The sequence below is a fragment of the Streptomyces sp. NPDC006624 genome (assembly GCF_040611555.1).
Taxonomy (GTDB): Bacteria; Actinomycetota; Actinomycetes; order Streptomycetales; family Streptomycetaceae; genus Streptomyces.
On the sequence record NZ_JBEXOM010000006.1, the window covers coordinates 212,826 to 235,614 of the forward strand.

The 22,789-nt window shown below is 74.2% G+C and carries 16 protein-coding genes; 1 reads left to right on the forward strand and 15 read right to left on the reverse strand.

Annotated elements, in window-relative coordinates:
• Positions 1–3: 3 nt before the first annotated feature.
• The 15 genes from ABZY20_RS13925 to ABZY20_RS13995 all read right to left on the reverse strand — a co-directional run bounded on the left by ABZY20_RS13925 (position 4) and on the right by ABZY20_RS13995 (position 21,135).
• Positions 4–615 carry a TetR/AcrR family transcriptional regulator gene (locus ABZY20_RS13925; protein ID WP_356441227.1) on the reverse strand — a complete coding sequence of 204 codons (612 nt, stop codon included), beginning with the start codon at positions 613–615 and terminating at the stop codon, positions 4–6.
• Complete coding sequence (locus tag ABZY20_RS13930) at positions 603–1,337, reverse strand: enoyl-CoA hydratase family protein (protein ID WP_356441230.1); 735 nt, start codon at positions 1,335–1,337, stop codon at positions 603–605. Before ABZY20_RS13930 ends, ABZY20_RS13925 begins: the two co-directional genes overlap by 13 nt.
• Entirely contained in the window at positions 1,334–2,902 is a 1,569-nt protein-coding gene (locus ABZY20_RS13935) for a 4-coumarate--CoA ligase family protein (protein WP_356441233.1), read from the reverse strand. The genes ABZY20_RS13930 and ABZY20_RS13935 overlap by 4 nt, the downstream gene beginning before the upstream one ends.
• A gap of 30 nt (positions 2,903–2,932) precedes the next feature.
• Entirely contained in the window at positions 2,933–4,060 is a 1,128-nt protein-coding gene (locus ABZY20_RS13940; protein ID WP_356441236.1) for an acyl-CoA dehydrogenase family protein, read from the reverse strand.
• 57 nt (positions 4,061–4,117) lie between these two features.
• The gene (locus tag ABZY20_RS13945; protein ID WP_356441239.1) at positions 4,118–5,965 is read right to left on the reverse strand and encodes a biotin carboxylase N-terminal domain-containing protein; all 1,848 of its coding nucleotides are present in this window, start codon (positions 5,963–5,965) and stop codon (positions 4,118–4,120) included.
• An 8-nt stretch (positions 5,966–5,973) separates the two neighbouring features.
• Complete coding sequence (locus ABZY20_RS13950) at positions 5,974–7,572, reverse strand: carboxyl transferase domain-containing protein (RefSeq protein WP_356441242.1); 1,599 nt, start codon at positions 7,570–7,572, stop codon at positions 5,974–5,976.
• The gene (locus tag ABZY20_RS13955) at positions 7,569–9,242 is read right to left on the reverse strand and encodes an acyclic terpene utilization AtuA family protein (protein WP_356441245.1); all 1,674 of its coding nucleotides are present in this window, start codon (positions 9,240–9,242) and stop codon (positions 7,569–7,571) included. Before ABZY20_RS13955 ends, ABZY20_RS13950 begins: the two co-directional genes overlap by 4 nt.
• Positions 9,239–10,033: a TIGR03084 family metal-binding protein gene (locus ABZY20_RS13960; RefSeq protein ID WP_356441248.1), complete on the reverse strand. Its 795-nt coding sequence runs from the start codon at positions 10,031–10,033 to the stop codon at positions 9,239–9,241. Before ABZY20_RS13960 ends, ABZY20_RS13955 begins: the two co-directional genes overlap by 4 nt.
• A gap of 865 nt (positions 10,034–10,898) precedes the next feature.
• Positions 10,899–11,840 carry an EamA family transporter gene (locus ABZY20_RS13965; RefSeq protein ID WP_356441715.1) on the reverse strand — a complete coding sequence of 314 codons (942 nt, stop codon included), beginning with the start codon at positions 11,838–11,840 and terminating at the stop codon, positions 10,899–10,901.
• 168 nt (positions 11,841–12,008) lie between these two features.
• Complete coding sequence (locus ABZY20_RS13970; RefSeq protein WP_356441251.1) at positions 12,009–13,145, reverse strand: peptidoglycan bridge formation glycyltransferase FemA/FemB family protein; 1,137 nt, start codon at positions 13,143–13,145, stop codon at positions 12,009–12,011.
• A gap of 583 nt (positions 13,146–13,728) precedes the next feature.
• The gene (locus ABZY20_RS13975; RefSeq protein WP_356441252.1) at positions 13,729–16,638 is read right to left on the reverse strand and encodes an FAD-binding and (Fe-S)-binding domain-containing protein; all 2,910 of its coding nucleotides are present in this window, start codon (positions 16,636–16,638) and stop codon (positions 13,729–13,731) included.
• A gap of 21 nt (positions 16,639–16,659) precedes the next feature.
• On the reverse strand, positions 16,660–17,502 hold the full coding sequence (locus ABZY20_RS13980; protein WP_356441254.1) for a carbohydrate ABC transporter permease: 843 nt from the start codon (positions 17,500–17,502) through the stop codon (positions 16,660–16,662).
• A 7-nt stretch (positions 17,503–17,509) separates the two neighbouring features.
• Entirely contained in the window at positions 17,510–18,502 is a 993-nt protein-coding gene (locus tag ABZY20_RS13985; protein WP_356441257.1) for a sugar ABC transporter permease, read from the reverse strand.
• Positions 18,503–18,604: 102 nt separating this feature from the next.
• Complete coding sequence (locus tag ABZY20_RS13990) at positions 18,605–19,948, reverse strand: sugar ABC transporter substrate-binding protein (RefSeq protein ID WP_356441259.1); 1,344 nt, start codon at positions 19,946–19,948, stop codon at positions 18,605–18,607.
• A gap of 167 nt (positions 19,949–20,115) precedes the next feature.
• Positions 20,116–21,135, reverse strand: a complete 1,020-nt coding sequence (locus ABZY20_RS13995; protein WP_356441261.1) for a LacI family DNA-binding transcriptional regulator — start codon at positions 21,133–21,135, stop codon at positions 20,116–20,118.
• 207 nt (positions 21,136–21,342) lie between these two features.
• On the opposite strand from ABZY20_RS13995, the gene ABZY20_RS14000 reads away from it, so the two are divergent.
• The gene (locus ABZY20_RS14000) at positions 21,343–22,692 is read left to right on the forward strand and encodes a mucin-1 (protein WP_356441264.1); all 1,350 of its coding nucleotides are present in this window, start codon (positions 21,343–21,345) and stop codon (positions 22,690–22,692) included.
• The last annotated feature ends 97 nt before the right edge of the window (positions 22,693–22,789 follow it).

A 22,789-nucleotide genomic window follows, 5' to 3' on the forward strand; every position in this document is an offset into this window, starting at 1 on the left:
GGCTCAGCCCAGCGCTTCCTCCAGGAGCCCCGCCCACTGGGCCACCACCCGTTCCCGCCGGGCCGCGTCGTCCGTGAGGAGGTTGGCCAGGCCCAGGCCGCGGGCCATGTCGAGCAGGCCCTGGACCGTTTCGCGGACCCCGGGGACGGACTCGTCGGCGGCGAGGAGCTCTACGGCGATGCGGTGGGTCTCGCGGCCGACGCGGGATTCGAGCTCGGTGACGCGGGGGCGGAGCTGCTCCTCGTTGGAGGCGGCGACCCAGAGGTGGAGGGCGGAGCGGAACAGCGGGCCGGTGTAGAGGTCGACCAGGGCGGCGACGACGGCGTGGCGGTCACCGGCGGCGCCCTCGGGGAACAGGGCGCGCAGGGCGGTGGAGCGTTCCTCGGCGACGTACTCGACGGCGGCGGTGAAGAGGTCCTCGCGGGTCGGGAAGTGGTGCTGGGCGGCGCCGCGGGAGACGCCGGCGCGCTCGGCGACGACCGCCACGGTGGATCCCGCCCAGCCGTGTTCGGCCAGGCAGGACACGGCGGCTTCCAGGAGCCGCTGCCGGGTGGCCCGGCTGCGGTCCTGCTTGGGGACTCTCTCCGCACGGTCGATCGTGCTCACACCACCCATGCCGGATCCCGTCGTTCGAGGAAGGCCGTCATCCCCTCGCGTGCCTGCGGGGAGGAGAACAGCCGGGCCGAGAGCGCGGTCAGGTGGGCCGCGTCCCGGTCGAAGGCTTCCAGCACCCTAGCCGTGAGCAGCCGTTTCGTCTCGGCCAGGGCCTCGGGAGCACAGGCGCGCAGGCCGTCGAGGATGGGCGCGAGGGCCGTGTCGACATCGTCGGCGTACGCGCTGAGCAGGCCTGTCGCGGTCGCCGCCACGGCGTCGAAGCGTTCGCCGGTGAGGTACCAGCGCGACAGGGCGCGCGGATCGGCGCGGGGCAGCAGCGGCAGGGAGATGACCGCGGGGGCCACGCCGATGCGGACCTCGGTGAAGGCGAAGGTGGCCTGCGTGGAGGCGGCCGCGATGTCGCAGGCGGCGAGCAGGCCGAGACCGCCCGCGCGGACGTGGCCCGTGACGCGGCCCACGACCGGCTTGGGCAGGTCGACGATCTGCCGGAGCAGGGCGACCAGCGCCTCGGGCCGCGGCGGGTCCTTCAGGTCCGCGCCCGCGCTGAAGGTGTTCCCGGTGTGCGTGAGGACGACCGCGCGGACCTCGCCGTCCTCGCCGGCGTCGGCGAGGGCGCCGGACAGTTCGGCGACGAGGGCCGCCGACAGGGCGTTGCGGCTGGCCGGTGAGTCGAGGGTCAGCGTTTCGACGGCACGCGCGCGTGTGCGGGTCACGAGGGTCATGCGCTCTCCCTGAGCCGGCGGCGGAGGATCTTGCCGGAGGCCGCGCGGGGGACGCCGTCGATGAAGGTGACGCGGCGTACGCGCTTGTAGGGGGCCACGCGTTCGGCGACGTACAGCATGATCTCCGTCGCGGTGAGGCCGGTGGCGGACGGCTGGCGGACCACGTGGGCGTGCGGGACCTCGTTGCCGTCGTCGTCGCGGGTGCCGATGACGGCGGCGTCGGCGATGCCGGGGTGCGTGAGCAGCAGCGCCTCCAGTTCGGCCGGGGCGACCTGGAAGCCCTTGTACTTGATGAGCTCCTTGACCCGGTCCACGACGAACAGCCAGCCGTCCTCGTCCACGTGGCCGACGTCCCCGGTGTGCAGCCAGCCGTCGCCGTCGATCATCGCGGCGGTGGCGTCGGGGCGGCCCAGGTAGCCCTTCATGATCTGCGGGCCGCGGATGAGGATCTCGCCGGACGTGCCGGCGGGGAGGTCGTGGGAGGGGTCGTCGAGGGAGACGACGCGCATCTCGGTGCCGGCGACGAGCTTGCCGACGGTGCCGGGCGGGGCGTCGCGCATGGCGTCCAGGGGCACCACGTGCGTGCCGGGCGAGAGTTCCGTCATGCCGTAGGCCTGGCCCACGGGCGGCAGGCCCAGGCGCGCGGAGCAGGCGGCGGCCAGCCGGGCGTCCAGGGGCGCGGCGGCGCTGATCATGTACGTCAGGGACGACAGGTCGTACCGCGCGACGGCCGGGTGCTTGGCGAGGGCGAGCACGATCGGCGGGGCGACGTACAGCGCGGTGATGCGGTGGTTCTGGATGGCCGCGAGGAACTGCTCGAGGTCGAAGCGGGGCAGCACGACGACCGTGGCGCCCTGCCGCAGGGGCGCGTTCATCAGGGCGGTGAGGCCGTAGATGTGGAAGAACGGCAGGACCGCCAGGACGCGTTCTCCGGGGCCCGCGGGGACCGCCGGGTGGAGCTGGGCGAGGTTGGTGGCGATCTGCCGGTGGGTGAGCATCACGCCCTTGGGGGTGCCGGTCGTCCCGGAGGAGTACGGCAGGGCGGCGACGTCCTCGGCGGGGTCGATCGCGACGTGCGGCTCGGGGGCGGTGGTGGCGAGCATGTCGATCAGGGAGCGGTGTCCGGCCGCGCTGTCGCAGACGAAGATCTCCCGGACGCCGCCGGCGAGTTCGGCGGCCCGGCGGGCGGTGCCGAGCAGGGGCGAGACGGTGACGATCCAGCGGGCCGCGCAGTCCTTCAGCTGCTTGGCGAACTCCTCGGCGGTGGCGAGCGGGTGCACGGTGGTGACGGTGGCACCCGCGCGCGTGGCGGCGTAGAACGCGGTCGGGAAGGCGATGGTGTTGGGGCTGTGCAGGGCGAGGACGTCGCCCTTGCGGACACCGGCCTCGGCGAGGGCGGCGGCGACGCGCCGGTGGAACCGGTCCACCTGCTCGTACGAGAGGGTGGTGCCGTCGGTGCCGTCGATGAGCGCCGGGGTGCCGCCGAACTCGGCGGCCCGGGCCAGGACGGCGTCGTGGATGGGCAGGTCGACGGGCGGGACGTCTGCGTACTCGCTGCGGAACATGGCGGGTTCCTCCTCGCGGCGCGGGCCGTCTCAGTACGACTTGGGCAGGCCCAGGGTCTGGTGGGAGACGTAGTTGAGGATCATCTCCCGGCTCACCGGGGCGATACGGGACACGCGTGCGGCCGTGATCAGCCGGGCCAGGCCGTACTCGCGGGTGAGGCCGTTGCCGCCGAGGGTGTGCACGGCCTGGTCGACGGCCTTCACGCAGGCCTCGGCGGCGGCGTACTTGGCCATGTTGGCGGCCTCTCCGGCGCCGGCGTCGTCGCCCGCGTCGTAGAGGGCGGCGGCCTTCTGCATCATCAGGCGGGCCAGTTCCAGGTCGATGTGGGCCTGGGCGAGGGGGTGGGCGATGGCCTGGTGGGCGCCGATGGGGGCGTTCCAGACGGTGCGTTCGCGGGCGTACTCGACGGCTTTGGCCACGGCGTGGCGGCCCATGCCGATCGCGAAGGCGGCGGTCATGATGCGCTCGGGGTTGAGACCGGCGAACAGCTGCAGCAGTCCGGCGTCCTCGTCGCCGACGAGCGCGTCGGCGGGCAGGCGCACCTCGTCCAGGACCAGCTCGAACTGCTTTTCCGCGGCGCTCAGTTCCATGTCGATGGGGCTGCGGGCGAAGCCGGGGGTGTCGCGCGGGACGATGAACAGGCAGGGCTTGAGGCGGCCGGTGCGGGCGTCCTCGGTGCGGCCGACGATGAGGGTGGCGTCCGCGATGTCGACGCCGGAGACGAAGACCTTGCGGCCGGTGAGGATCCAGTCGCCGGTGTCCTGGTCGCGGCGGGCGGTGGTGGTGATGCGGTGGCTGTTGGAGCCGGCGTCGGGTTCGGTGATGCCGAAGGCCATCCGGCGGGTGCCGTCGGACAGGCCGGGGAGCCAGGTCTCCTTCTGGGCGTCGGTGCCGAAGCGGGCTATCACCGTGCCGCAGATGGCCGGTGAGACCACCAGCATCAGGAGGGGGCAGCCGGCGGCGCCGAGTTCCTCCAGGACGATGGAGAGTTCGCCGATGCCGCCGCCTCCGCCGCCGTGCTCCTCGGGCAGGTTGACGCCGAGGTAGCCGAGTTTTCCGGCCTCGGACCAGAGGTGGTCGGTGTCCTCCGCGCCGCCGTGGCGTCTGCCCAGCGCGGCGACGGCTGCACGCAGTGCCTTGTGCTCTTCGGTGTCCATCGGTGTCCTTTCGGGTGCGGGCCGTAGGTGGTTGCTCGCGCGGTTCCCCGCGCCCCTTCACCCCTCCTGCACGACCGCCAGCAACATCCCCGGCTCCACTTGCTGACCGGGCGTGACCGGCAGCGAGGTCAGTGTTCCGGTCACCGGTGCGGTGATCTTGTGCTGCATCTTCATCGCCTCCAGCCAGAGCAGGGGCTCGCCGGCCTTGACCGGTGCTCCCGCCGTGAGGCCGTCGGCGACGCGGACGACGGTGCCCGGCATGGGTGCCAGGAGGGAGCCGGGGGCGTGCTGCGCGGTGGGGTCGGGGAAGCGGGGCAGGGCCGTCAGGGCGGTGGTGTTGACGTACACCCGGTCGCCGTGGCGGGAGACCTCGAACCGGCGCTGCACGCCGTCCGCTTCGAGGATCACCAGCCGCGCGTCGGCGTGCACCACCCGCACCCCGTCCGCCTCCAGGCCGTGGCGGGTGTGCCGGTAGCGGGCCTCGATCTCCTCGCCCGCCATCAGGTAGCGCTTGGTCTGCGGCTGGGAGGGGACGTTGCGCCAGCCGCCGAAGCCGGGGCGCGAGCGGGCGTGGGCGTCGGCCAGGGCGGCGGCCAGCGGCGCCAGCGGGTCGGGGTCCGGCTCGGTCAGCTCCGCGAGGTGGCGGTCGTAGAAGCCGGTGTCCATGCGGGCGGCGGTGAACTCCGGGTGGCGCAGGGAACGCACGAGGAGGTCGCGGTTGGTGACGGGGCCGTGGATCCGGGCCCGTTCCAGGGCGGAGGCGAGCTTGCGCAGGGCCTCCGGGCGGGTCGGGGCGTGGGCCACGACCTTGGCGATCATCGGGTCGTAGTGGACGCCGATGGTGTCGCCGTCCGCGTAGCCCGTGTCCAGGCGCACCCCCTCCGGGAACGCGAGGCGGTGCAGGCGACCGGTCTGCGGTGCCCAGCCGCGGGAGGGGTCCTCGGCGTAGAGGCGGGCCTCCACGGCGTGGCCCCGCGCGCGGGGCGGCTCGGGGTCGAGGGCGTGGCCCTCGGCGACGCGGATCTGCTCCGCCACCAGGTCCACGCCGAACACCGCCTCGGTCACCGGGTGCTCGACCTGGAGGCGGGTGTTCATCTCCAGGAAGTGGGCCCTGCCGTCGGCGACGAGGAACTCGACCGTGCCGGCCCCGACGTAGTCGACGGCCCGGGCGGCCCGTACGGCCAGGGCGCACACCTCGGCGTCCAGCGCGCCGGACAGCCCGGGGGCCGGGGCCTCCTCGACCACCTTCTGGTGACGGCGCTGCAGGGAGCAGTCGCGGGTGCCGAGGGTCCGGACCGTGCCGTGGGTGTCGGCGAGGATCTGCACCTCGACGTGGCGGCCGTTCTCCACGTACGGCTCGACGAAGACCTCCCCGTCGCCGAAGGCGCTCGCGGCCTCGGCGCGGGCGGCGGCCAGTTCGGCCTCCAGGTCCGCGAGGTGCCGTACGACCCGCATGCCGCGTCCGCCGCCGCCCGCCGCCGCCTTCACCAGCACGGGCAGGTCCGCCTCGGTGACCTCGGTGAGCGGCTCGATGCCCATGAGCTGCTTGGCGCGGGTCTTGGACGCCATGGCCTCGATGGCCTCCGGCGGCGGGCCGATCCAGATCAGGCCGGCGTCCCGCACGGCCCGGGCGAAGTCCGCGTTCTCGGAGAGGAAGCCGTAGCCGGGGTGCACGGCGTCCGCCCCGGCAGCGACGGCGGCCTTCACGATCAGGTCGCCGCGCAGGTAGGTGTCGGCGGGCGCCTGTCCGGGGAGACGTACGCTCGCGTCGGACACGCGCGTGTGCAGGGCGCCCGCGTCCGCGTCCGAGTGCACGGCGACCGTACGGATGCCCAGGTCACGGCAGGTGCGGAAGACACGGCAGGCGATCTCGCCCCGGTTGGCGACGAGCAGGGTGGAAATCATCTGTTGCCTCACATCCGGAAGACGCCGAAGCCGCCGCGCGCGCCCTCGAAGGGGGCGGTGTGGATCGCGGAGAGGCACAGGCCGAGGACGGTGCGGGTGTCGCGCGGGTCGATGACGCCGTCGTCGTAGAGCCGCCCGGACAGGAACATCGGCAGCGACTCGGACTCGATCTGCTGCTCCACCATGGCGCGCAGCGCCGCGTCCGCCTCCTCGTCGTACGGCTGTCCCTTGGCGGCGGCGGACTGGCGGGCGACGATCGACAGCACACCGGCGAGCTGCTGCGGGCCCATGACCGCCGACTTGGCGCTGGGCCAGGCGAACAGGAAGCGGGGGTCGTAGGCGCGGCCGCACATGCCGTAGTGGCCGGCGCCGTAGGAGGCGCCCATGAGGACGGACAGGTGCGGGACGCGGCTGTTGCTCACCGCGTTGATCATCATGGCGCCGTGCTTGATGATGCCGCCCTGCTCGTACTCCCTGCCGACCATGTAGCCGGTGGTGTTGTGCAGGAACAGCAGCGGGATGTCGCGCTGGTTGGCGAGCTGGATGAACTGGGCGGCCTTCTGCGACTCCTCGCTGAACAGCACCCCCTGGGCGTTGGCGAGGATGCCGACGGGATAGCCGTGCAGGGCGGCCCAGCCGGTGACCAGGCTGGTGCCGTACAGCGCCTTGAACTCGTCGAAGTCGGAGGCGTCGACGATCCGGGCGATGACCTCACGCGGGTCGAAGGGGCTCTTGAGGTCGCCGGGGACGATACCGAGGAGGTCCTCGGCGTCGTACTTCGGCGGCTCGGTCGGGCCCGGATCGCCGTACGCCTTGCGGTGGTTGAGACGGGCGACCACGCGCCGGGCCTGCCGCAGCGCGTCGTGCTCGTCGACGGCGAAGTGATCGGCGAGGCCCGAGGTGCGCGCGTGCATCTCGGCGCCGCCGAGGGACTCGTCGTCGCTCTCCTCGCCGGTGGCCATCTTCACCAGCGGCGGCCCGCCGAGGAACACCTTCGCCCGCTCCTTGACCATGATCACGTGGTCGGACATGCCGGGGACGTAGGCGCCGCCCGCGGTGGAGTTGCCGAAGACGACGGCGAGGGTCGGGATGCCGGCTGCGGACAGCCGGGTGAGGTCCCGGAAGATCGCGCCGCCGGGGATGAAGATCTCCTTCTGGGAGGGCAGGTCGGCGCCGCCGGACTCCACCAGGCTGATGCAGGGCAGCCGGTTGGCGAGCGCGATGTCGTTGGCGCGCAGGGCCTTCTTCAGCGACCAGGGGTTGCTCGCTCCCCCGCGCACGGTCGGGTCGTTGGCGGTGATCAGGCACTCCACGCCCTCGACGACGCCGATGCCGGTGACCAGGGAGGCGCCGACGGTGTAGTCGCTGCCCCAGGCGGCCAGCGGGGACAGTTCCAGGAAGGGCGTGTCGGGGTCGATGAGCAGCTCGATGCGCTCGCGGGCGAGGAGCTTGCCGCGCCCCCGGTGCCGCTGGACGTACTTCCCGCCGCCGCCCGCGAGGGCCTTGGCGTGCTCGGCGTCCAGGGCGGAGAGCCTGGCGAGCATGGCCTCGCGGTTGGCCCGGTGCTCGGGGCCGCTCGGGTCGAGCGCGGAGGTCAGGACGGTCACAGGAGGGCCTCCGGTATCTCCAGGTGACGGGAGCGCAGCCATTCGCCGAGGGCCTTGGCCTGCGGGTCGAAGCGGTGCTGGGCGGCGACGCCCTGGCCGAGGATCCCCTCGACGGCGAAGTTCAGGGCGCGCAGGTTCGGCAGCGGGTGCCGGGTGACCTTCAGCGGGCCGGTCTCGGGGAGGAGTTCGCGGAACCGGTCGGCGGTCAGCTCGTGCGCGAGCCAGCGCCAGGCGTCGTGGGTGCGCGCCCAGACGCCGACGTTGGCGTCGCCGCCCTTGTCGCCGCTGCGGGCGCCGGCGACGAGGCCGAGCGGGACCCGCCGGGTGGGCCCGGGCGGCAACGGCTCCGGCAGGGGCGTCTCGTGCTCCGGGACGGCGTCGAGCGCGCGGGTGCCCTGGGGTGGCGGCACCGTCACCCTGCGCCCGTCATGGAGGACGGCCACATGGTCGACCTGCACCTGGGGGACGTACACATCCTCGAACACCCCATAGGGCGCGCCCTTTCCCGGTGGCGCGAGCACATGGAAGCCCGGGTAGCTCGCCAGCGCCAGCTCCACGGCCGCCCCGCTCAGGGCCCGCCCGACGGCCCGCTGGTCCGGGTCCCGTACGACGAGCCGCAGCAGGGCGCTCGCGGTCTCCTCGGTGCCGGCGTCGGGACGGTCGGTGCGGGCCAGCTCCCAGCGGACGTCGGCGACCTTGCCGAGGGCCGGTTCCATCTGCTCCCGCACCAGGGCGGCCTTGGTTTCGACGTCCAGGCCGGTGAGCACGAAGACGACCTCGTTGCGGAAGCCGCCGAGCTTGTTGAGCCCGACCTTGAGGGTGGGCGGCGGCGCCTCGCCTTGCACGCCCTCGACACGGACCCGGTCGGGCCCGTCCTGGCTCAGCCGCACGGTGTCCAGCCGGGCGGTGACGTCCGGTCCGGCGTACCGGGCGCCCGCCGTCTCGTACAGCAGCTGCGCGGTGACCGTGCCGACGTCGACGAAGCCGCCGGTGCCGGGGTGCTTGGTGATGACGCAGCCGCCGTCCTCGTCGAGTTCGGCGAGCGGGAAGCCGGGGCGGCGCACGTCACCGTCCTGGAAGAAGGCGTAGTTGCCGCCGGTCGCCTGCGCCCCGCACTCCAGCACGTGCCCGGCGACGACGGCACCCGCGAGCCGGTCGTGGTCGCCGGGCTGCCAGCCGAAGTGGGCGGCGGCGGGCCCGGTGACCAGCGCGGCGTCCGTGACGCGCCCGGTGACGACGACGTCCGCGCCCTCGCGCAGACAGGCCGCGATGCCGAAGCCGCCGAGGTAGGCGTGGGCGGCGAGGGCGCCCGGGTGGGCGTGCGTGAGGTCGTCGCCCTCCACATGTGCGACCCGCACGGGGACGCCGAGCCGGCCGGCCAGTTCCCGTACGGCGCCGGCGAGTCCGGCCGGGTTGAGGCCGCCCGCGTTGGCGACGATCCGCACGCCCCGCTCGTGGGCGAGCCCGAGGCACTCCTCCAGCTGCCGCAGGAAGGTGCGGGCGTATCCGGCGGAGGGGTCCTTCAGGCGGTCCCGGCCGAGGATGAGCATGGTCAGCTCGGCGAGGTAGTCGCCGGTGAGGACGTCGAGGTCGCCGCCGGTGAGCATCTCGCGCATGGCGTCGAAGCGGTCGCCGTAGAAGCCGGAGGCGTTGCCGATGCGGAGGGTCACGCCTGCTCCCCCTTCGGCCGGCGCCCCTGGCCCGGGAGTCCGGCGAACGCCTGGGCGATGTCCAGCCAGCGGTCGGCGTCGGGGCCCTCGGCGCGCAGGGCCAGGTCGGCGCGGTGGGCGCGCTGGGTGACCAGCAGGCAGAAGTCGAGGGCGGGGCCGGTGACGCGCTGCGGGGCGTCCTCGGGGCCGTAGACCCACAGGTCGCCGGAAGGGGCGCGGAGTTCGACGCGGAAGGGGTCGGCGGGCGGGGTCAGTCCGTGCACGCCGTAGGCGAAGTCCCGGGTCCGCACCCCGAGCCAGGCCACATGCCGCAGCCGTTCGGTGGGGGCGCGCACCACACCCAGGGCGTCGGCGACGTCCTGCCCGTGGGCCCAGGTCTCCATGAGACGGGCCGTCGCCATGGAGGCGGCCGACATGGGCGGCCCGTACCAGGGGAACCGCGCCCCGGGCGGTGCGGCCCGCAGGGCCTTCTCCAGCGCCGCGCGGCCCTCGCGCCACCGGGCGAGCAGGTCGGCGGGCGGGAGCCCGGCGTCCTTCTCGGCGCCCCGGTCGACGAAGGAGTCCGGCGCGGCGAGGGCCTGCTCGACCAGCTCGCGGAAGCCGTCTTCGTCGGTGACGGCGAGCAGGGCCGAGCGGTCGGTCCAGGCGAGGTGGGCGATCTGGTGGGCCACGCTCCAGCCGGGCGCGGGGGTGGCGAGCGCCCAGCGCCGGGCGTCCGCCCCGGCCACGAGCCGGTCGAGTTCCTCGCTCTCCTCGTGCAGATCGTCGATCACCGACGTCGGATCGGACACGGGCGCTCCCCTCGGGGCACGGCGGTGCGCGCGGCGGGCTGCCGCGGTGCGGCGTGCTGAGGAGCATGGCAGCGGGGCCAGAAACAATCAAGCATGCTTGCATGGATTTCCGGGGATGACCGGAAGACCGCTGCGGCACGGCTGGCCACGGGGGGGCCGACGGCGCCGGGGCGGCGGGCGCGGCCGCGGGGGGGCGGGCGCAGGCGTCGGGCGCCGAGCGGCTGACCACCGGGGGCGGGCGCCGACGGCGCCGGGGCGGCAGGCACGGCCGCATGAGGTCGGGCCCGCGCGGCCACCGGGGCGCATGCGCCGACGACTTGGGGGCGTCAGGCACGGCCGCCGGGGCACGCCGACGGCGCCGAGGACTCCGGGGCGGCGGGCACGGCCGCCGGGGGGCGGGCGCAGGCGTCAGGCGCAACCGCAAGGCGCCGGACACGGCCGGTCACCGGGGGCATGCGCCGACGACTTGAGGGCGCCGGGCGCAACAGCAAGGCGCCGGGCACGCCCGGCCACCAGGGGCGGGCGCAGGCGACTTGAGGGCGCCAGGCACGGCCGCCGGGGGCGAACGCCGACGGCGCCGGGGCGCCAGGCACGACCACCGGGGGCGAACGCCGACGGCGCCGGGGCGGCAGGCACGGCCACGAGAGGCCGGGCGCAGGCGTCAGACGCACCGCAAGGCGTCGGCACGGCCGGTCACCGGGGGCGGGCGCCGACGACTTGGGGCCGCCAGGCACGACCGCGGGGCGCCGGGCACCGCCGGGCCACCGGGGGCATGCGCCGACGGCCCGGAGGCGCCAGGCGCGGCCGCAAGGCGCCCGGCCCAACCACAGGGCGTCGGCGCGCAACTGCGAGGCGCGCCGGCGGTCTAGCCCTCCAGGGCCGTGCTCTCCAGTGCCGCCCGCTTCTTCCGGCCCGGTCCCACCTGGGTGCGCACCGCGCCCATGCTCGCCGCGATGACCAGCGCGATGGCCGCGGCCTCCATGGCGGTGAGGACCTGGCCGAGGATGAGGAAGCCGGCCGTCGCGGCGATGGCCGGTTCCAGGCTCATGAGGATCGCGAAGGTGGAGGCGGGCAGCCGGCGCAGGGCGAGGAGTTCGAGGGTGTAGGGCAGGACCGAGGAGAGCAGCGCCACCGCCGCGCCCAGGCCCAGCGTCACCGGGTCGATCAGCTTCGCGCCCGACTCGGCGATGCCCAGCGGCAGGAACAGCACCGCGCCCACCGCCATCGCCAGGGCCAGGCCGTCCGCCTGCGGGAAGCGGCGGCCCGTGCGGGCGCTGAAGACGATGTAGGCCGCCCACATGGCTCCGGCACCCAGTGCGAAGGCCGCCCCGGCGGGGTCGAGACCGCTGAAGCCCCCGCCGCCGAGGAGGAAGACACCGGCCAGGGCGAGGGCAGCCCAGACGAGGTTGATCGCGCGCCGGGAGGCGAGGACCGACAGGGCGAGCGGGCCGAGGACCTCCAGGGTGACCGCGGGGCCCAGCGGGATGCGGGCGACGGCCTGGTAGAAGAGGCCGTTCATCGCGGCCATGGTGACGCCGAAGGCGACCACCGTGCCCCAGTCGGTGCGCGAGTGGCCGCGCAGCCGCGGCCGGCACACCAGCAGCAGGACGACCGCCGCGACCAGCAGCCGCAGCGCCACCACCCCGAGGGCACCGGCCCTCGGCATGAGCGTCACCGCCAGGGCGCCGCCGAACTGCACCGAGATCCCGCCCGCGAGCACCAGGCCCACCGGTCCGAGGGAGCCCAGGCGGCCCGGGCCGGCCGCGGGAGCCGGGGCGGCGGGTGTCGCGGAGGCGGGCGTGGTCATGCTGTCGGGGGTGGTCACGGGCGGTCCTGTGCTGGTCGGCGCTGACGGGGCGGTGCGTACAGTGGGATGCACTACACGTACATCCTAATGCACTGCACAGTCCAGGGTAATGGACTCAGTCAGGTGCGTGAACCCCTTTTGCCGCTGTCTCGTTCCGTGAGACCTCCCTCAGCGGCGGGAGAGGTAGAAGTCGAACGCCCGGTACAGCAGCCGGTTGAGCGGGTAGTCCCACTCGCCGAGGTACTCGACGGCCTCGCCGCCGGTGCCGACCTTGAAGCGGAGCAGCCCCAGCAGGTGGCTGGACTCGTCGAGGGTGTCGGTGATGCCGCGCAGGTCGTAGACGGCGGCGCCCAGTTCGTGCGCGTCGGTCATCATGCGCCACTGCACGGCGCTGCTCGGCTGGACCTCGCGGCGGCGGGCGGTGGAGGCGCCGTAGGAGTACCAGGCGTGGTCGCCGACGGTCAGCATCGTCGCCGCGGCCAGCACCTCGCCGTCGTGATGGGCGAGGTAGAGCCGCATGCGGTCCGGGTGCTCGGCGGTGAGCGCTCGCCACATGCCCTGGAAGTAGGACAGCGGGCGCGGGAGGAAACGGTCCCGCTCGGCCGTCTCGCAGTACAGCTCGTGGAACGCGGGCAGGTCCGCCAGGTCGCCGCGCACCACCTTCACCCCGGCGTTCTCCGCCTTCTTGATGTTGCGCCGCCACTGCTGGTTGAGGCCGCCGTGGATGTCCTCCAGCGAGCGCCCGGCGAACGGCACCTGGAAGACGTAGCGGGGCTGGCCCGCGGCGAAGCCGTCCTCGCCGCCGGGTGCGGTCCGCCGCCAGCCCGTCCGGCGCAGGCTGTCCGCGACCTGCCCGGCGCGCGGTTCGTACGACGTCGCCCGGACGTCGCGCAGCCGCCGGGCGGCCGGGTCCGCGATCGCCGCCTTCACCGCCTCGGCGCTCCAGCGGCGCACCACGACCGGCGGGCCCATCCGCACCGCGAAGGCACCGCGCCTGGCGAGGTGGGCGAGCATCGGCTCCAGCAGTCCGTCCAGTCCGGGCTCGTGCCAGTCGAGGAGCGGCCCCTCGGGCAGGTACGCGAGGTACCGCGGCAGCCCGGGCAGCCGCGGCCCCGGCAGGGGACGCAGCAGGACCAGTCCCGCGCCGACCAGCTGCCCGCCCCGGTCGAACCAGCCGAGGCTCTCCGCCTCCCAGTCGGGCTTGACCTCGCCCCAGGCGGGGGTCTGGGTGTGGCTGGCGGAGGGGCGGGCCGAGACGAACGCCAGGTGCTCGTCACGGGTGATCGGCTCAACGCGGACGCTCATGCGCGGGCTCCTTCGGGCGGCGGCCCTGCGACGGGCCGTGACTGGTCCCGCGAGCCTAGGAGCGGCCCGGTCGCTCCCCCGGCTCAGACACTCGGGACCGCCCACCGCGTGGCCCGAACGCCTCACGCCCGCCCACGCCTCACGCCCGCCCGCCACGTGGCCCGAACGCCTCACGCCCACCCACGCCTCACGCCCACCCACCACGTGGCCCGAACGCCTCAAGCCCACCCACGCCTCACGCCCGCCCGCCACGTGGCCCGAACGCCTCAAGCCCACCCACGCCGCACGCCCACCCACCACGTGGCCCGAACGCCTCAAGCCCACCCACGCCTCACCCGCCAGGCCTCACGCCCGCCCACGCGGCAGGCGCGCACTCGGTCACCGCCCGACGCACGCAGGCGGCACGCACGGGGCACGCGGCGAGCAGGCGCTCCGCCACCGTCGGCACGCCCCAGCCGCCACCGTCGGCACGCCCCAGCCGCCCCCGTCGGCACACCCCAGCCGCCACCGTCGGCACACCCGAGCCGTCACCACCCCGCCCCCGGGCACCCACCACCCGCACCCACTCATCCCGCGCGGCACGTCATCCGTCCTCCGCCCGCTCCCGCCCCGGCTCCTCCAGCGCCGCCGCCAGCACCTCGGCCAGGTGCCTGCCCGGTGCGCCCGCGAGCTGCTCCAGCTGGGTGCGGCAGGAGAAGCCGTCCGCCAGGACCACCGTGCCGTCGGGGGCGTCCCGGACCGACGGCAGGAGCTGCTCCTCCGCGCAGGCGGCGGACACCTCGTAGTGGCCCTTCTCGAAGCCGAAGTTGCCCGCCAGACCGCAGCAGCCGCCGCTCAGTTCGCCGGAGAGCAGGGCCGCCGCACGCAGCCTGCGGTCGGCGTCGTCGCCCAGCACCGCGTGCTGGTGGCAGTGGGTCTGGCCGGCCACCGGGCGGTCCACGCGCGGCGGTGTCCAGCCGGGGGCGTGGCGCTCCAGGGTCTGCGCGAAGGTGAGGACCTTCGCGGCGAGCCGGGCCGCGCGCGGGTCGTCGTGCAGCAGCTCGGGGAGGTCCGTGCGCAGGGCGGCGGCGCAGCTCGGTTCCAGGACGACGACCGGGGCGCCGGTCTCCAGCACCGGTTCCATCAGGTCGAGCGTGCGGCGCATGACGGTGCGGGCGCGGTCGAGCTGGCCGGTCGAGACGTACGTCAGGCCGCAGCAGACGCGGCCCCGGCCCCGCAGCAGGGACAGCGGGTCCAGGGCGACCGTCCTGCCGTCGCCCACCGGCGGCTTCTCCAGGTGCACGGTCGGCGGCAGCGCCACCCGCAGCCCGGCCGCCTCCAGCACCTTCACGGCGGCCCGCCCCACCGACGGCGAGAGATGCTCGGTGAAGGTGTCGGGCCACAGCACGACCAGGTCGCCGGTGCCCGTCCCGCTGTGCGCGCGCCGCCGCTCCCACCAGCGGCTGAAGGGCACGGTGGCCACCCGCGGGATGCTCCGCTCCGGCGCGATCCCGCCCAGCCGCTTGGCGACGGCGGCGAAGGGCCGTGTCCGGGCGAGGGCGTTGACCAGCGCGGCCGTGCGCGTCCGGGACACCGCGCGGAGCCACACCGGGAGCCGGCCCATCGTGTAGTGCGCGGCGGGCCGCAGCCGCCCGGCGTAGTGGTGGTGCAGGAACTCCGCCTTGTACGTGGCCATGTCGACCCCGACCGGGCAGTCCGAGCGGCAGCCCTTGCAGGACAGGCACAGGTCCAGCGCGTCCCGCACCTCGGGCGAGCGCCAGCCGTCCGTGACCACCTCCCCGGCGAGCATCTCGTGCAGCAGCCGGGCCCGGCCCCGCGTGGAGTGCTCCTCGGCGCCGGTCGCCCGGAAGGACGGGCACATCACGGCGGAGCCGGACACCGACGCCGTACGGCACTTGGCGACGCCGACGCAGCGCCGGACCGCCGCGCCGAAGTCACCGCCGTCGGACGGGTAGCCGAAGGCGACGTCGACCGGCTCGCGGGGCAGGACGGAGAAGCGCAGGCCGGTGTCGAGCGGCGCGGGGCGCACCAGCATCCCGGGGTTGAGCAGGTCGTCGGGGTCCCACACGCCCTTCACCCGCTCGAACAGGGCCACCGTCTCCGGGCCGTACATCGTGGGCAGCAGCTCCGCGCGCGCCTGCCCGTCCCCGTGCTCCCCGGACAGGGACCCGCCGTGCGCCACCACCAGCTCCGCCAGTTCCTGCGAGAAGCGGCGGAAGCGGGCGACGCCGGCCTCGGTGAGCAGGTCGAAGTCGATGCGGACGTGGATGCAGCCGTCCCCGAAGTGCCCGTAGGGCGTGCCGCGCAGCCCGTGCGCCGACAGCAGTGCGCGGAAGTCCCGCAGGTACGCGCCCAGCCGCTCGGGCGGCACCGCGCAGTCCTCCCAGCCGGGCCAGGCCTCCCGCCCGTCCGGCATGCGGGTCGCCGTGCCGCTCGCGTCCTCCCGGATCCGCCACAGGGCCCGCTGCCCGGCCGGGTCGGTGACCACGCGCGCGTCCACGACGTCGGCCGCCCGCACGACCGCCTCCGCACGCGCGCGTGCCTCCCCGGCGGTCTCCCCGCCGGTCTCCACGAACAGCCAGGCGCCGCCCCGGGGCAGCGCCGCCGCCGACGGCACCAGGTCCGCCGCCATGCCCTCCACCGTCAGCGGACCGAACGGCAGCAGCCCGGCGGCGGCCTGTGCCGCCGCGCTCTCGTCGGCGTACGCCAGCACGGCCAGGGCCCGCGCGCGGGGCGCCTCGACCAGGCGGACGACCGCCTGCGTGAGCACGCCCAGCGTGCCCTCCGAGCCGCAGAAGGAACGGGCCACGTCGGCGCCCCGCTCGGGCAGCAGGGCGTCCAGCGCGTAGCCGGAGATACGGCGGGGCAGCTCCGGGAAGCCGGTGCGCAGCCGGGCCCGTTCGCCCTCCGCCAGCGCCCGCAGCCCGTCGGGCGCCCCGGCCCAGTCGCGCCCGGGCCGCAGCCGCTGACCGCGCGCGGTGAGGACGTCCAGCTCGCGCACGTTGTCCGCGGTCGTGCCCCAGGCCACCGAGTGCGAGCCGCACGAGTTGTTGCCGATCATGCCGCCGAGGGTGCAGCGGCTGTGTGTGGAGGGGTCGGGGCCGAAGCGCAGTCCGTGCGGGGCGGCGGCCTCCTGGAGGCGGTCCAGGACGAGGCCGGGCTGGACGACGGCGGTGCGCTCCCCGGGGTCGAGGGACACCAGCCGGTTCATGTGCCGGGTGAAGTCCAGCACCACGCCGGTGCCCGTGGCCTGCCCGGCGATCGACGTGCCGCCGCCTCTCGGCACGACCGGGACCCCCCGCTCCCGGCACACCTCCAGCACGGCCGCCACGTCGTCGGCGTCATGTGGGGCGACCACACCCAGCGGCACCCGCCGGTAGTTGGAGGCGTCCATGGTGACCAGCGCCCGGGAGGTGGTGTCGAAACCCACCTCTCCCCGGACGGCCCGGCGCAGCTCCGCCTCCAGGGCGGGGAGATCCCCGAAATCCGTCATGCGTCCAGCATGCCCCGGGGCTCAGCCCTTGACGGCGGAGCTGGCCACGCCCTCGACGAACCAGCGCTGGAAGAACGCGAAGACGAGCAGCACCGGCAGCACCAGCAGCACGCCGAAGGCGAGGATCTGCCCCCAGTCCGGCGGCTGCTGCCCCTGGAAGACGCTCATCTCCAGGGGGAGGGGGCGCACCGACGGGTCGGACACCATCAGCACCGGCCACAGGAAGGAGCCCCACTGGATGAGGAAGGTGAGGATGGCGACCGAGGCGAACACGGGCCGGGACATCGGCACGATGATCGCGAAGAAGGTCCGCCAGGGCCCGGCGCCGTCCAGCCGGGCGGCCTCCTCGATGCTCGGCGGGATCTTCCGGAAGAACGTGTGGAACTGGTAGATCGCGAAGGCGTTGGCGATGAAGGGCAGCGCCTGGACGTAGAGCGTGTTGCGCTGGCCGTTGAACATGTAGAACAGCGGCACCGCCACCGACTCGAACGGGATCAGCATCAGCAGCAGGACGAGGGTGAACACCGCGTTCTGCCCGCGCCACTTCAGCCGGGTGAGCCCGTACGCGGCCATCGAGTTGACGATCAGCCCGCCCGTCACGACGACGAAGGACAGCAGCACGGACACGCCCATGAACTGCCAGAAGTAGCCGGTGCTGTCGGAGCTGAGGCTGTCGAGGACGGCGGCGTAGTTGTCGAAGGAGAGATGGGTCGGCAGGAAGCCGGACAGACCGTTCAGGACCTCGTCGGACGGCTTGAGGCTGCCGAGGAAGAGGTAGAGCGCGGGCAGGGCGAAGACGAACGCCAGGACGCTCAGGACGGTGTAGTCGAGGACGCGGCGTACGGGCGTACGGGTCAGGGACATGGGTTGGTCAGTCCTCGTGGTCGGGCCGGACGACGCGGCGCTGGACGATCGTCAGGGCGACGACGATCAGGAAGAACACGACCGTGACGGCCGAGGCCTGGCCGATGTCGTTCTGGTCGAAGGCCGTGGTGACGGCCTGGTACATCACCGTGCGGGTGGCGTCCTCGTCCAGGCCGCCGCCGCGGATGAGGATGTACACCTGGTCGAAGACCCGGAAGGACAGCACCGAGGTGAGCATCGCGACGAACACCAGGGTGCCGCGGATGCCGGGCAGCGTGACGTGCCGGAACTGCTGCCAGCGCGAGGCCCGGTCCAGCTGGGAGGCCTCGTAGAGCTCGCCCGGGATCTGCTGGAGGCCGGCCAGCAGGATGACCATCTGGAAGCCGACGCCCTGCCACACCGACAGCACGATGATCGAGCCCATCGCGGTGAGGCCGTCGCCGAGCCAGTCGAAGGCGCCCCAGTTGCCGAACGTCACCGCGTCCAGCGCGGAGTTGAGCATGCCCTCCTCGCTGCGGGCGAGGATCAGCCGCCAGATCACGGCCACCAGCGCCATCGGGAAGACGACCGGCATGAAGAAGAACGACCGGAACAGGCCGATGGCCTTCAGCTTGCGGTTGAGCAGGATCGCCAGCGCCAGCGCCAGTCCGGTCTGCAGCGGTACGACGACCGCGGCGAAGGTCAGGTTGTTCAGCAGCGCCCGCAGGAACGGGCCGGACAGGTCGGGGTCGGTGAACAGCCGCCGGTAGTGCTCCACGCCGAAGAAGGCCGGTTCCAGCGGGGAGCCGAGGCGGACGTTGTAGAAGGAGAGCACCACGGCGTAGCCGAACGGGACGCCGACGAAGGCGATCAGCCCGCCGACGGCCGGGGCGGACATCAGCAGCCCGTGCAGCAGGTCACGGTTGCCGCGACGGCGGCGCGGGGGTTTCGCGGGCGGCGCGGACGAGGCGGCCTGCGCCCGGCCCGGTGCCGCGGCGTGTGCGGGTTCCACGGTTTTCACGGGAGGGTCCTCTTCCCGGCGGGGCGGGCCCGGTCGGGACGCGGCCGCGTCGTCGCGCCGCCACGTCGCCGCCGGCCCGCCCGGGCCGATGGGTGCTGCGGGTTACGGGATCTCGTAGCCGGCGTTGTCGGTGAAGTCCCGGTCGATGGCGCGGGCGGCCTTGCGCAGGGCCTCCTGCGGGTCGGCGCCGCCGTAGACCGCGTTCAGGGCCGTGTTGAACTTGGCCGTGATCGTGGGGTATCCGGCGGTGACCGGGCGGGTCACGGCGACGCAGGAGGCGTTGATCTCGCTGTCGCCGCAGGGCCGGGCGAGCTGGTCGGCGAAGAGCTGGAGCGGCCCGCCCTCCTTGTACAGCTCGCTCTTGGCGAGCGCGGTCCTGGTGGCGGGCACCGCGCCGTTGGCCTTCGTCATCGCGCCGACGTTGGTGTCGTTGAGCAGGTAGTCCAGGAAGGCGCCGGCGGCCTTGCCGTTCTTGCTGTCGGCGCCGATGCCCCAGGCCCACGAACCCTGGCCGGTCTTGGGGCCGTTGCCGAAGTCCGGCAGCGGCAGGACGGCGAGGTCGTCACCGAGGGCCTCGCTGTAGGCGGGGTACATCCAGTGGCCGACCCAGCTCAGCGCCACCTTGCGCTTGGCGAAGGCGTTGCCGTCGGTGTTGGGGTCGACGTACGTCTTCCAGGACTGGAAGGTCTTCATCGCGGCGACGGTCTTCGGGCTGTCGAGGGCGCCCTCCGCCTTGCCGTCCTTCAGCAGGCCGCCGCCGGCCGACCAGACGATCGGGGAGAAGCCGTAGGTGCCCCACTCGGTGGCCAGTCCGTACTGCTCGGATATGTCGAGGACCTTGCCGTCGGAGTCCTCGGCCTTCAGCGCCTCGAGCGCCTTGCCGAACTCCTCGGCCGTCCAGGCGTCGTCCACCCGCTCGGGGTACTTCACGCCGGCGGCGTCCAGCTTCTTCGTGTCGGCGTACAGACCGAGCCCGGAGTCGAACATGCCCAGGCCGTAGTGCTTGCCGTCGATCTCGCCCTGCGCCTTGACGGCGTCGGTGGCGTTGCCGAGGGTCCTGGAGGAGACGTGGTCGTCGAGCGGCGCGAGCTTGCCGTTGTAGACGAAGCTGGCCATCGTCGGGCCGTCGAACTCCAGCACGTCCGGCAGTTCGGAGGGGTCGGTGGCGGTGATGGTCTTCGTGTAGTCGTTCTCGGGGATCAGCTTCAGCTCGGCCTTGACGTCGCTCTGCGAGGAGTTGAACGACTTCACCGCGTTCTGCAGCGCGGCCGTCTCGCTCGCCTGGCCCTGGTGGGCCCAGACGCTGATGGTGCCCTTGCCGCTGCCCTCCTCGGCGGCGGTGTCACCGGCGCCGCCCCCGCCACCGCAGGCGGCCAGCGCGGCCAGCGGCAGCAGGGCGAGAGCCGTCAGGCCCGTACGGCGGTGTCTTCTGGGTCCGTTGGTCATGGTGGTGCCTCCGAGCGGTGTGCGGTGGGTGCGCGGGTGGTGGGTGCGCGGACGGTGGGGCCGGGGGCGGGAACGGCCCTCCGGGGGCGGGCGGGTGACGAGGGGGCGGGCGGTTGACGAGGGGGCGGGGGGGACGAAAGGGCTGAGGGTTGACGAGGGGCGGGGAGCTACCGCTGCCCGCGGCTGTGGGGCGGGGCGGTGGTCTCGCGGAGGATGAGGCGGATGGGCATCTCGACGGGGCGGGCCGGCCCGGCGTCCGGGTCGTCCAGCTGCGCCAGCAGCAGCCGGGCCGCCTCCCGGCCCTGGGCCGCGACCGGCTGGGCCACGGTGGTCAGCCCGACGACCTCGGACAGCTCGTGATCGTCGAAGCCGACGACGGACACGTCGTCCGGCACCCTCAGCCGGTGGCGGCGCAGGGCGCGCAGGGCGCCCATCGCCATCTCGTCGGACTGGGCGAACACGGCGGTCGGCGGGTGGCGCAGCGCCAGCAGCTCGGTCATGGCCCGCTCGCCGCCCTCGACGGTGTAGCCGCCGTCCGCCTCCAGGGCCGGGTCGGGCTCGATCCCGGCGTCGGCCAGCACGTCCAGGTAGCCCTGGCGGCGGTCCAGGGGCGTGGTCCAGTGCAGCGGCTCGCTGGCCCCGGAGATCATGCCGACCCGGCGGTGGCCGAGGTTCACCAGGTGCCGTACGGCGCTCTCCGCGCCGCCCCGGTCGTCGATGCCGACCACGGTGAAGCCGGGCCGGGCGCCGCCGACCGTGGTGGCCAGCGGCACGTCCAGGGAGCGCAGGGCGGCGGCCTCCTCCGGGTCCGGGATCAGCAGGGACAGCACGGCGTCGACCCGCTTGCGGATCGGCAGCTTGGTGAAGAAGCGCTTGCGTGCCTCCGGTGAGCCGAGGTTGTACAGCAGCACGTCGTAGCCGGCGGCGCTGAAGACCTTCTCGGCCGCGTCCAGCACGGTGCCGAAGAACCAGCGGCCGACGTACGGGACGACGACGCCGATGGTGTGGGTGCGGCCGCTGGCCAGGCTGGACGCCGAGCGGGAGGCGGTGTAGCCGAGTTCGGCGGCGGCCGTGACGATCCGGGCGCGCATCTCCTCCGACACTCCGGGACGGCCGCGCAGGGCGCGGGACACGGTGGACGCCGAGACCCCGGTGGCCTCGGCGACATCGGTGATGCTGACCGTCACGGGACGCTCCTTGATCGGGTGCACGCCGCGTGACCGGTGTCCGCGAGCACGTCGGCGTGTGGGGGAGTGACGAGACCGTAAACCCGCCCATGCGGTTGCGCAAGCGTTTGCGTTCAGATTTACTTCGGCTGACTCTCAGAGGAACTCTCACCAGCAACAGCACAGCGCACACGTTTGAGTGCCGCTGTCGGCAGACAGGACCTGTCCATGCGATACGCGCCGCCCGGCCTCTGCGTGAACGACTTCGACCTCCTGCGCCACGCGGACGGCACCTACACCGTCCTGCACCTGCAGGGCCCGTGGACGGCCGAGTTCGACCACCTGCGCATGGAGACCTCCTACGGCCGGGCCACCTCCGCCGACCTGGTCCACTGGGAGCCGCAGGGCAGCGCCTTCGGCAACGGCCTGCCGGGCCGCTTCGACCAGCAGGCGGTGTGGACCATGCACGCCTTCCCGCACGGCCCCGGCACGGCGATGCTCTACACCGCCGTCTCGGGACTCACCCCCGGCGGCTGGCCCCTGCAGTCGGTGGGCCTGGCGTACTCCGACCGCACCGACGGCACCGGCTGGCGCCGCCACGGCACGGGCCCGGTCGCCGAGGCCGACCCGCGCTGGTACCGCACGGGCGAACGCATGGGCTGGCGGGACCCCTTCGTCGTCCGCGACGACGAGTCCGACGGCTGGGTCATGGTGGTCTGCGCCGCCGACGCCTCCCTGCCGGTCGAGGTCAGCGGCTGCGTCGCCTGGGCCACCTCCGACGACCTGGAGCACTGGACGGTCCACCCGCCGCTGATCTCCCCCGGCGACGTCGACGAGCTGGAGTGCCCGGTCCTCGAACGCCTCGACGACGGCAGCTGGCTGCTGCTCGGCTCCATCGGCGCCACCCGGGGCTTCGAGGCGTGGACCGCGCCCCGCCTGCGCGGCCCGTGGACCCGCCGCGGCCCCCTCGGCCCGACGGGCGCCTACGCCCCGCGGGTCGTCGCCGCCCCCGACGGCTCCCGCGTCGTGCTGCACACCACCCCGCGCCGCGTCGGCCTCACCGACACCGGCGACCGCTGCCGCGGCATGCTCGCCCAGCCCAAGTCCCTGGTCGTGCCCGCCGATGCGGCGCCCCGCCTGGAATGGTGGCCGGGCCTGGACGCCTGGCTCGGCGAGGAGACGTACGACGCCCCCCTGCACGCGGTCGGCGACATCGCCCTGTCCGGCCGCACCGAGATCACCCTGCGCACGCAGGACTCCGACCCGGCCCGGCCCGCCCTCACGGTCGGCTGCGACGGCAAGGACCTCCGGGTCACCGGCCCGGACGGCGCCCCGCTCGGCGAGACGCTCCTGCCGGAACCGGCCGCGTCCCTGCGCGTCCTCACCGTCGGCGAGTACGTCGAGGTCTACGCCGACGGCGTCTTCGTCCTCACCACCCTGTGCTACTCCGGCCACCCCGCCCCCTGGACGGCCACGACCGACGGCGGCACCCACCCGGTCCCCGTCCGCCCGGTCCTCCTGCCGGATCCGCACCGCGACGACGCCTCGGCGGTCTGGCCCGGCCCGTCGCCGCGCTGACGACGCCGAGGACGGCTGTTTGCTCAGCGCCGGTCCGATGCCGGCTCAGCGGCGGTCTGTGGCCCGCGGATGCCCTGTGCCTGCGAAGGTGACCCAG

What these genes read in the sequence shown, in the direction of transcription:
- ABZY20_RS13970 (WP_356441251.1), bottom strand. Translation starts at nt 13,145, where the DNA reads ATGAGCGTCCGCGTTGAGCCGATCACCCGTGACGAGCACCTGGCGTTC.
- ABZY20_RS13980 (WP_356441254.1), bottom strand. Translation starts at nt 17,502, where the DNA reads ATGTCCCTGACCCGTACGCCCGTACGCCGCGTCCTCGACTACACCGTC.
- ABZY20_RS13940 (WP_356441236.1), bottom strand. Translation starts at nt 4,060, where the DNA reads ATGGACACCGAAGAGCACAAGGCACTGCGTGCAGCCGTCGCCGCGCTG.
- ABZY20_RS13925 (WP_356441227.1), bottom strand. Translation starts at nt 615, where the DNA reads ATGGGTGGTGTGAGCACGATCGACCGTGCGGAGAGAGTCCCCAAGCAG.
- ABZY20_RS13935 (WP_356441233.1), bottom strand. Translation starts at nt 2,902, where the DNA reads ATGTTCCGCAGCGAGTACGCAGACGTCCCGCCCGTCGACCTGCCCATC.
- ABZY20_RS13975 (WP_356441252.1), bottom strand. Translation starts at nt 16,638, where the DNA reads ATGACGGATTTCGGGGATCTCCCCGCCCTGGAGGCGGAGCTGCGCCGG.
- ABZY20_RS13945 (WP_356441239.1), bottom strand. Translation starts at nt 5,965, where the DNA reads ATGATTTCCACCCTGCTCGTCGCCAACCGGGGCGAGATCGCCTGCCGT.
- ABZY20_RS13965 (WP_356441715.1), bottom strand. Translation starts at nt 11,840, where the DNA reads ATGACCACGCCCGCCTCCGCGACACCCGCCGCCCCGGCTCCCGCGGCC.
- ABZY20_RS14000 (WP_356441264.1), top strand. Translation starts at nt 21,343, where the DNA reads ATGCGATACGCGCCGCCCGGCCTCTGCGTGAACGACTTCGACCTCCTG.
- ABZY20_RS13990 (WP_356441259.1), bottom strand. Translation starts at nt 19,948, where the DNA reads ATGACCAACGGACCCAGAAGACACCGCCGTACGGGCCTGACGGCTCTC.
- ABZY20_RS13930 (WP_356441230.1), bottom strand. Translation starts at nt 1,337, where the DNA reads ATGACCCTCGTGACCCGCACACGCGCGCGTGCCGTCGAAACGCTGACC.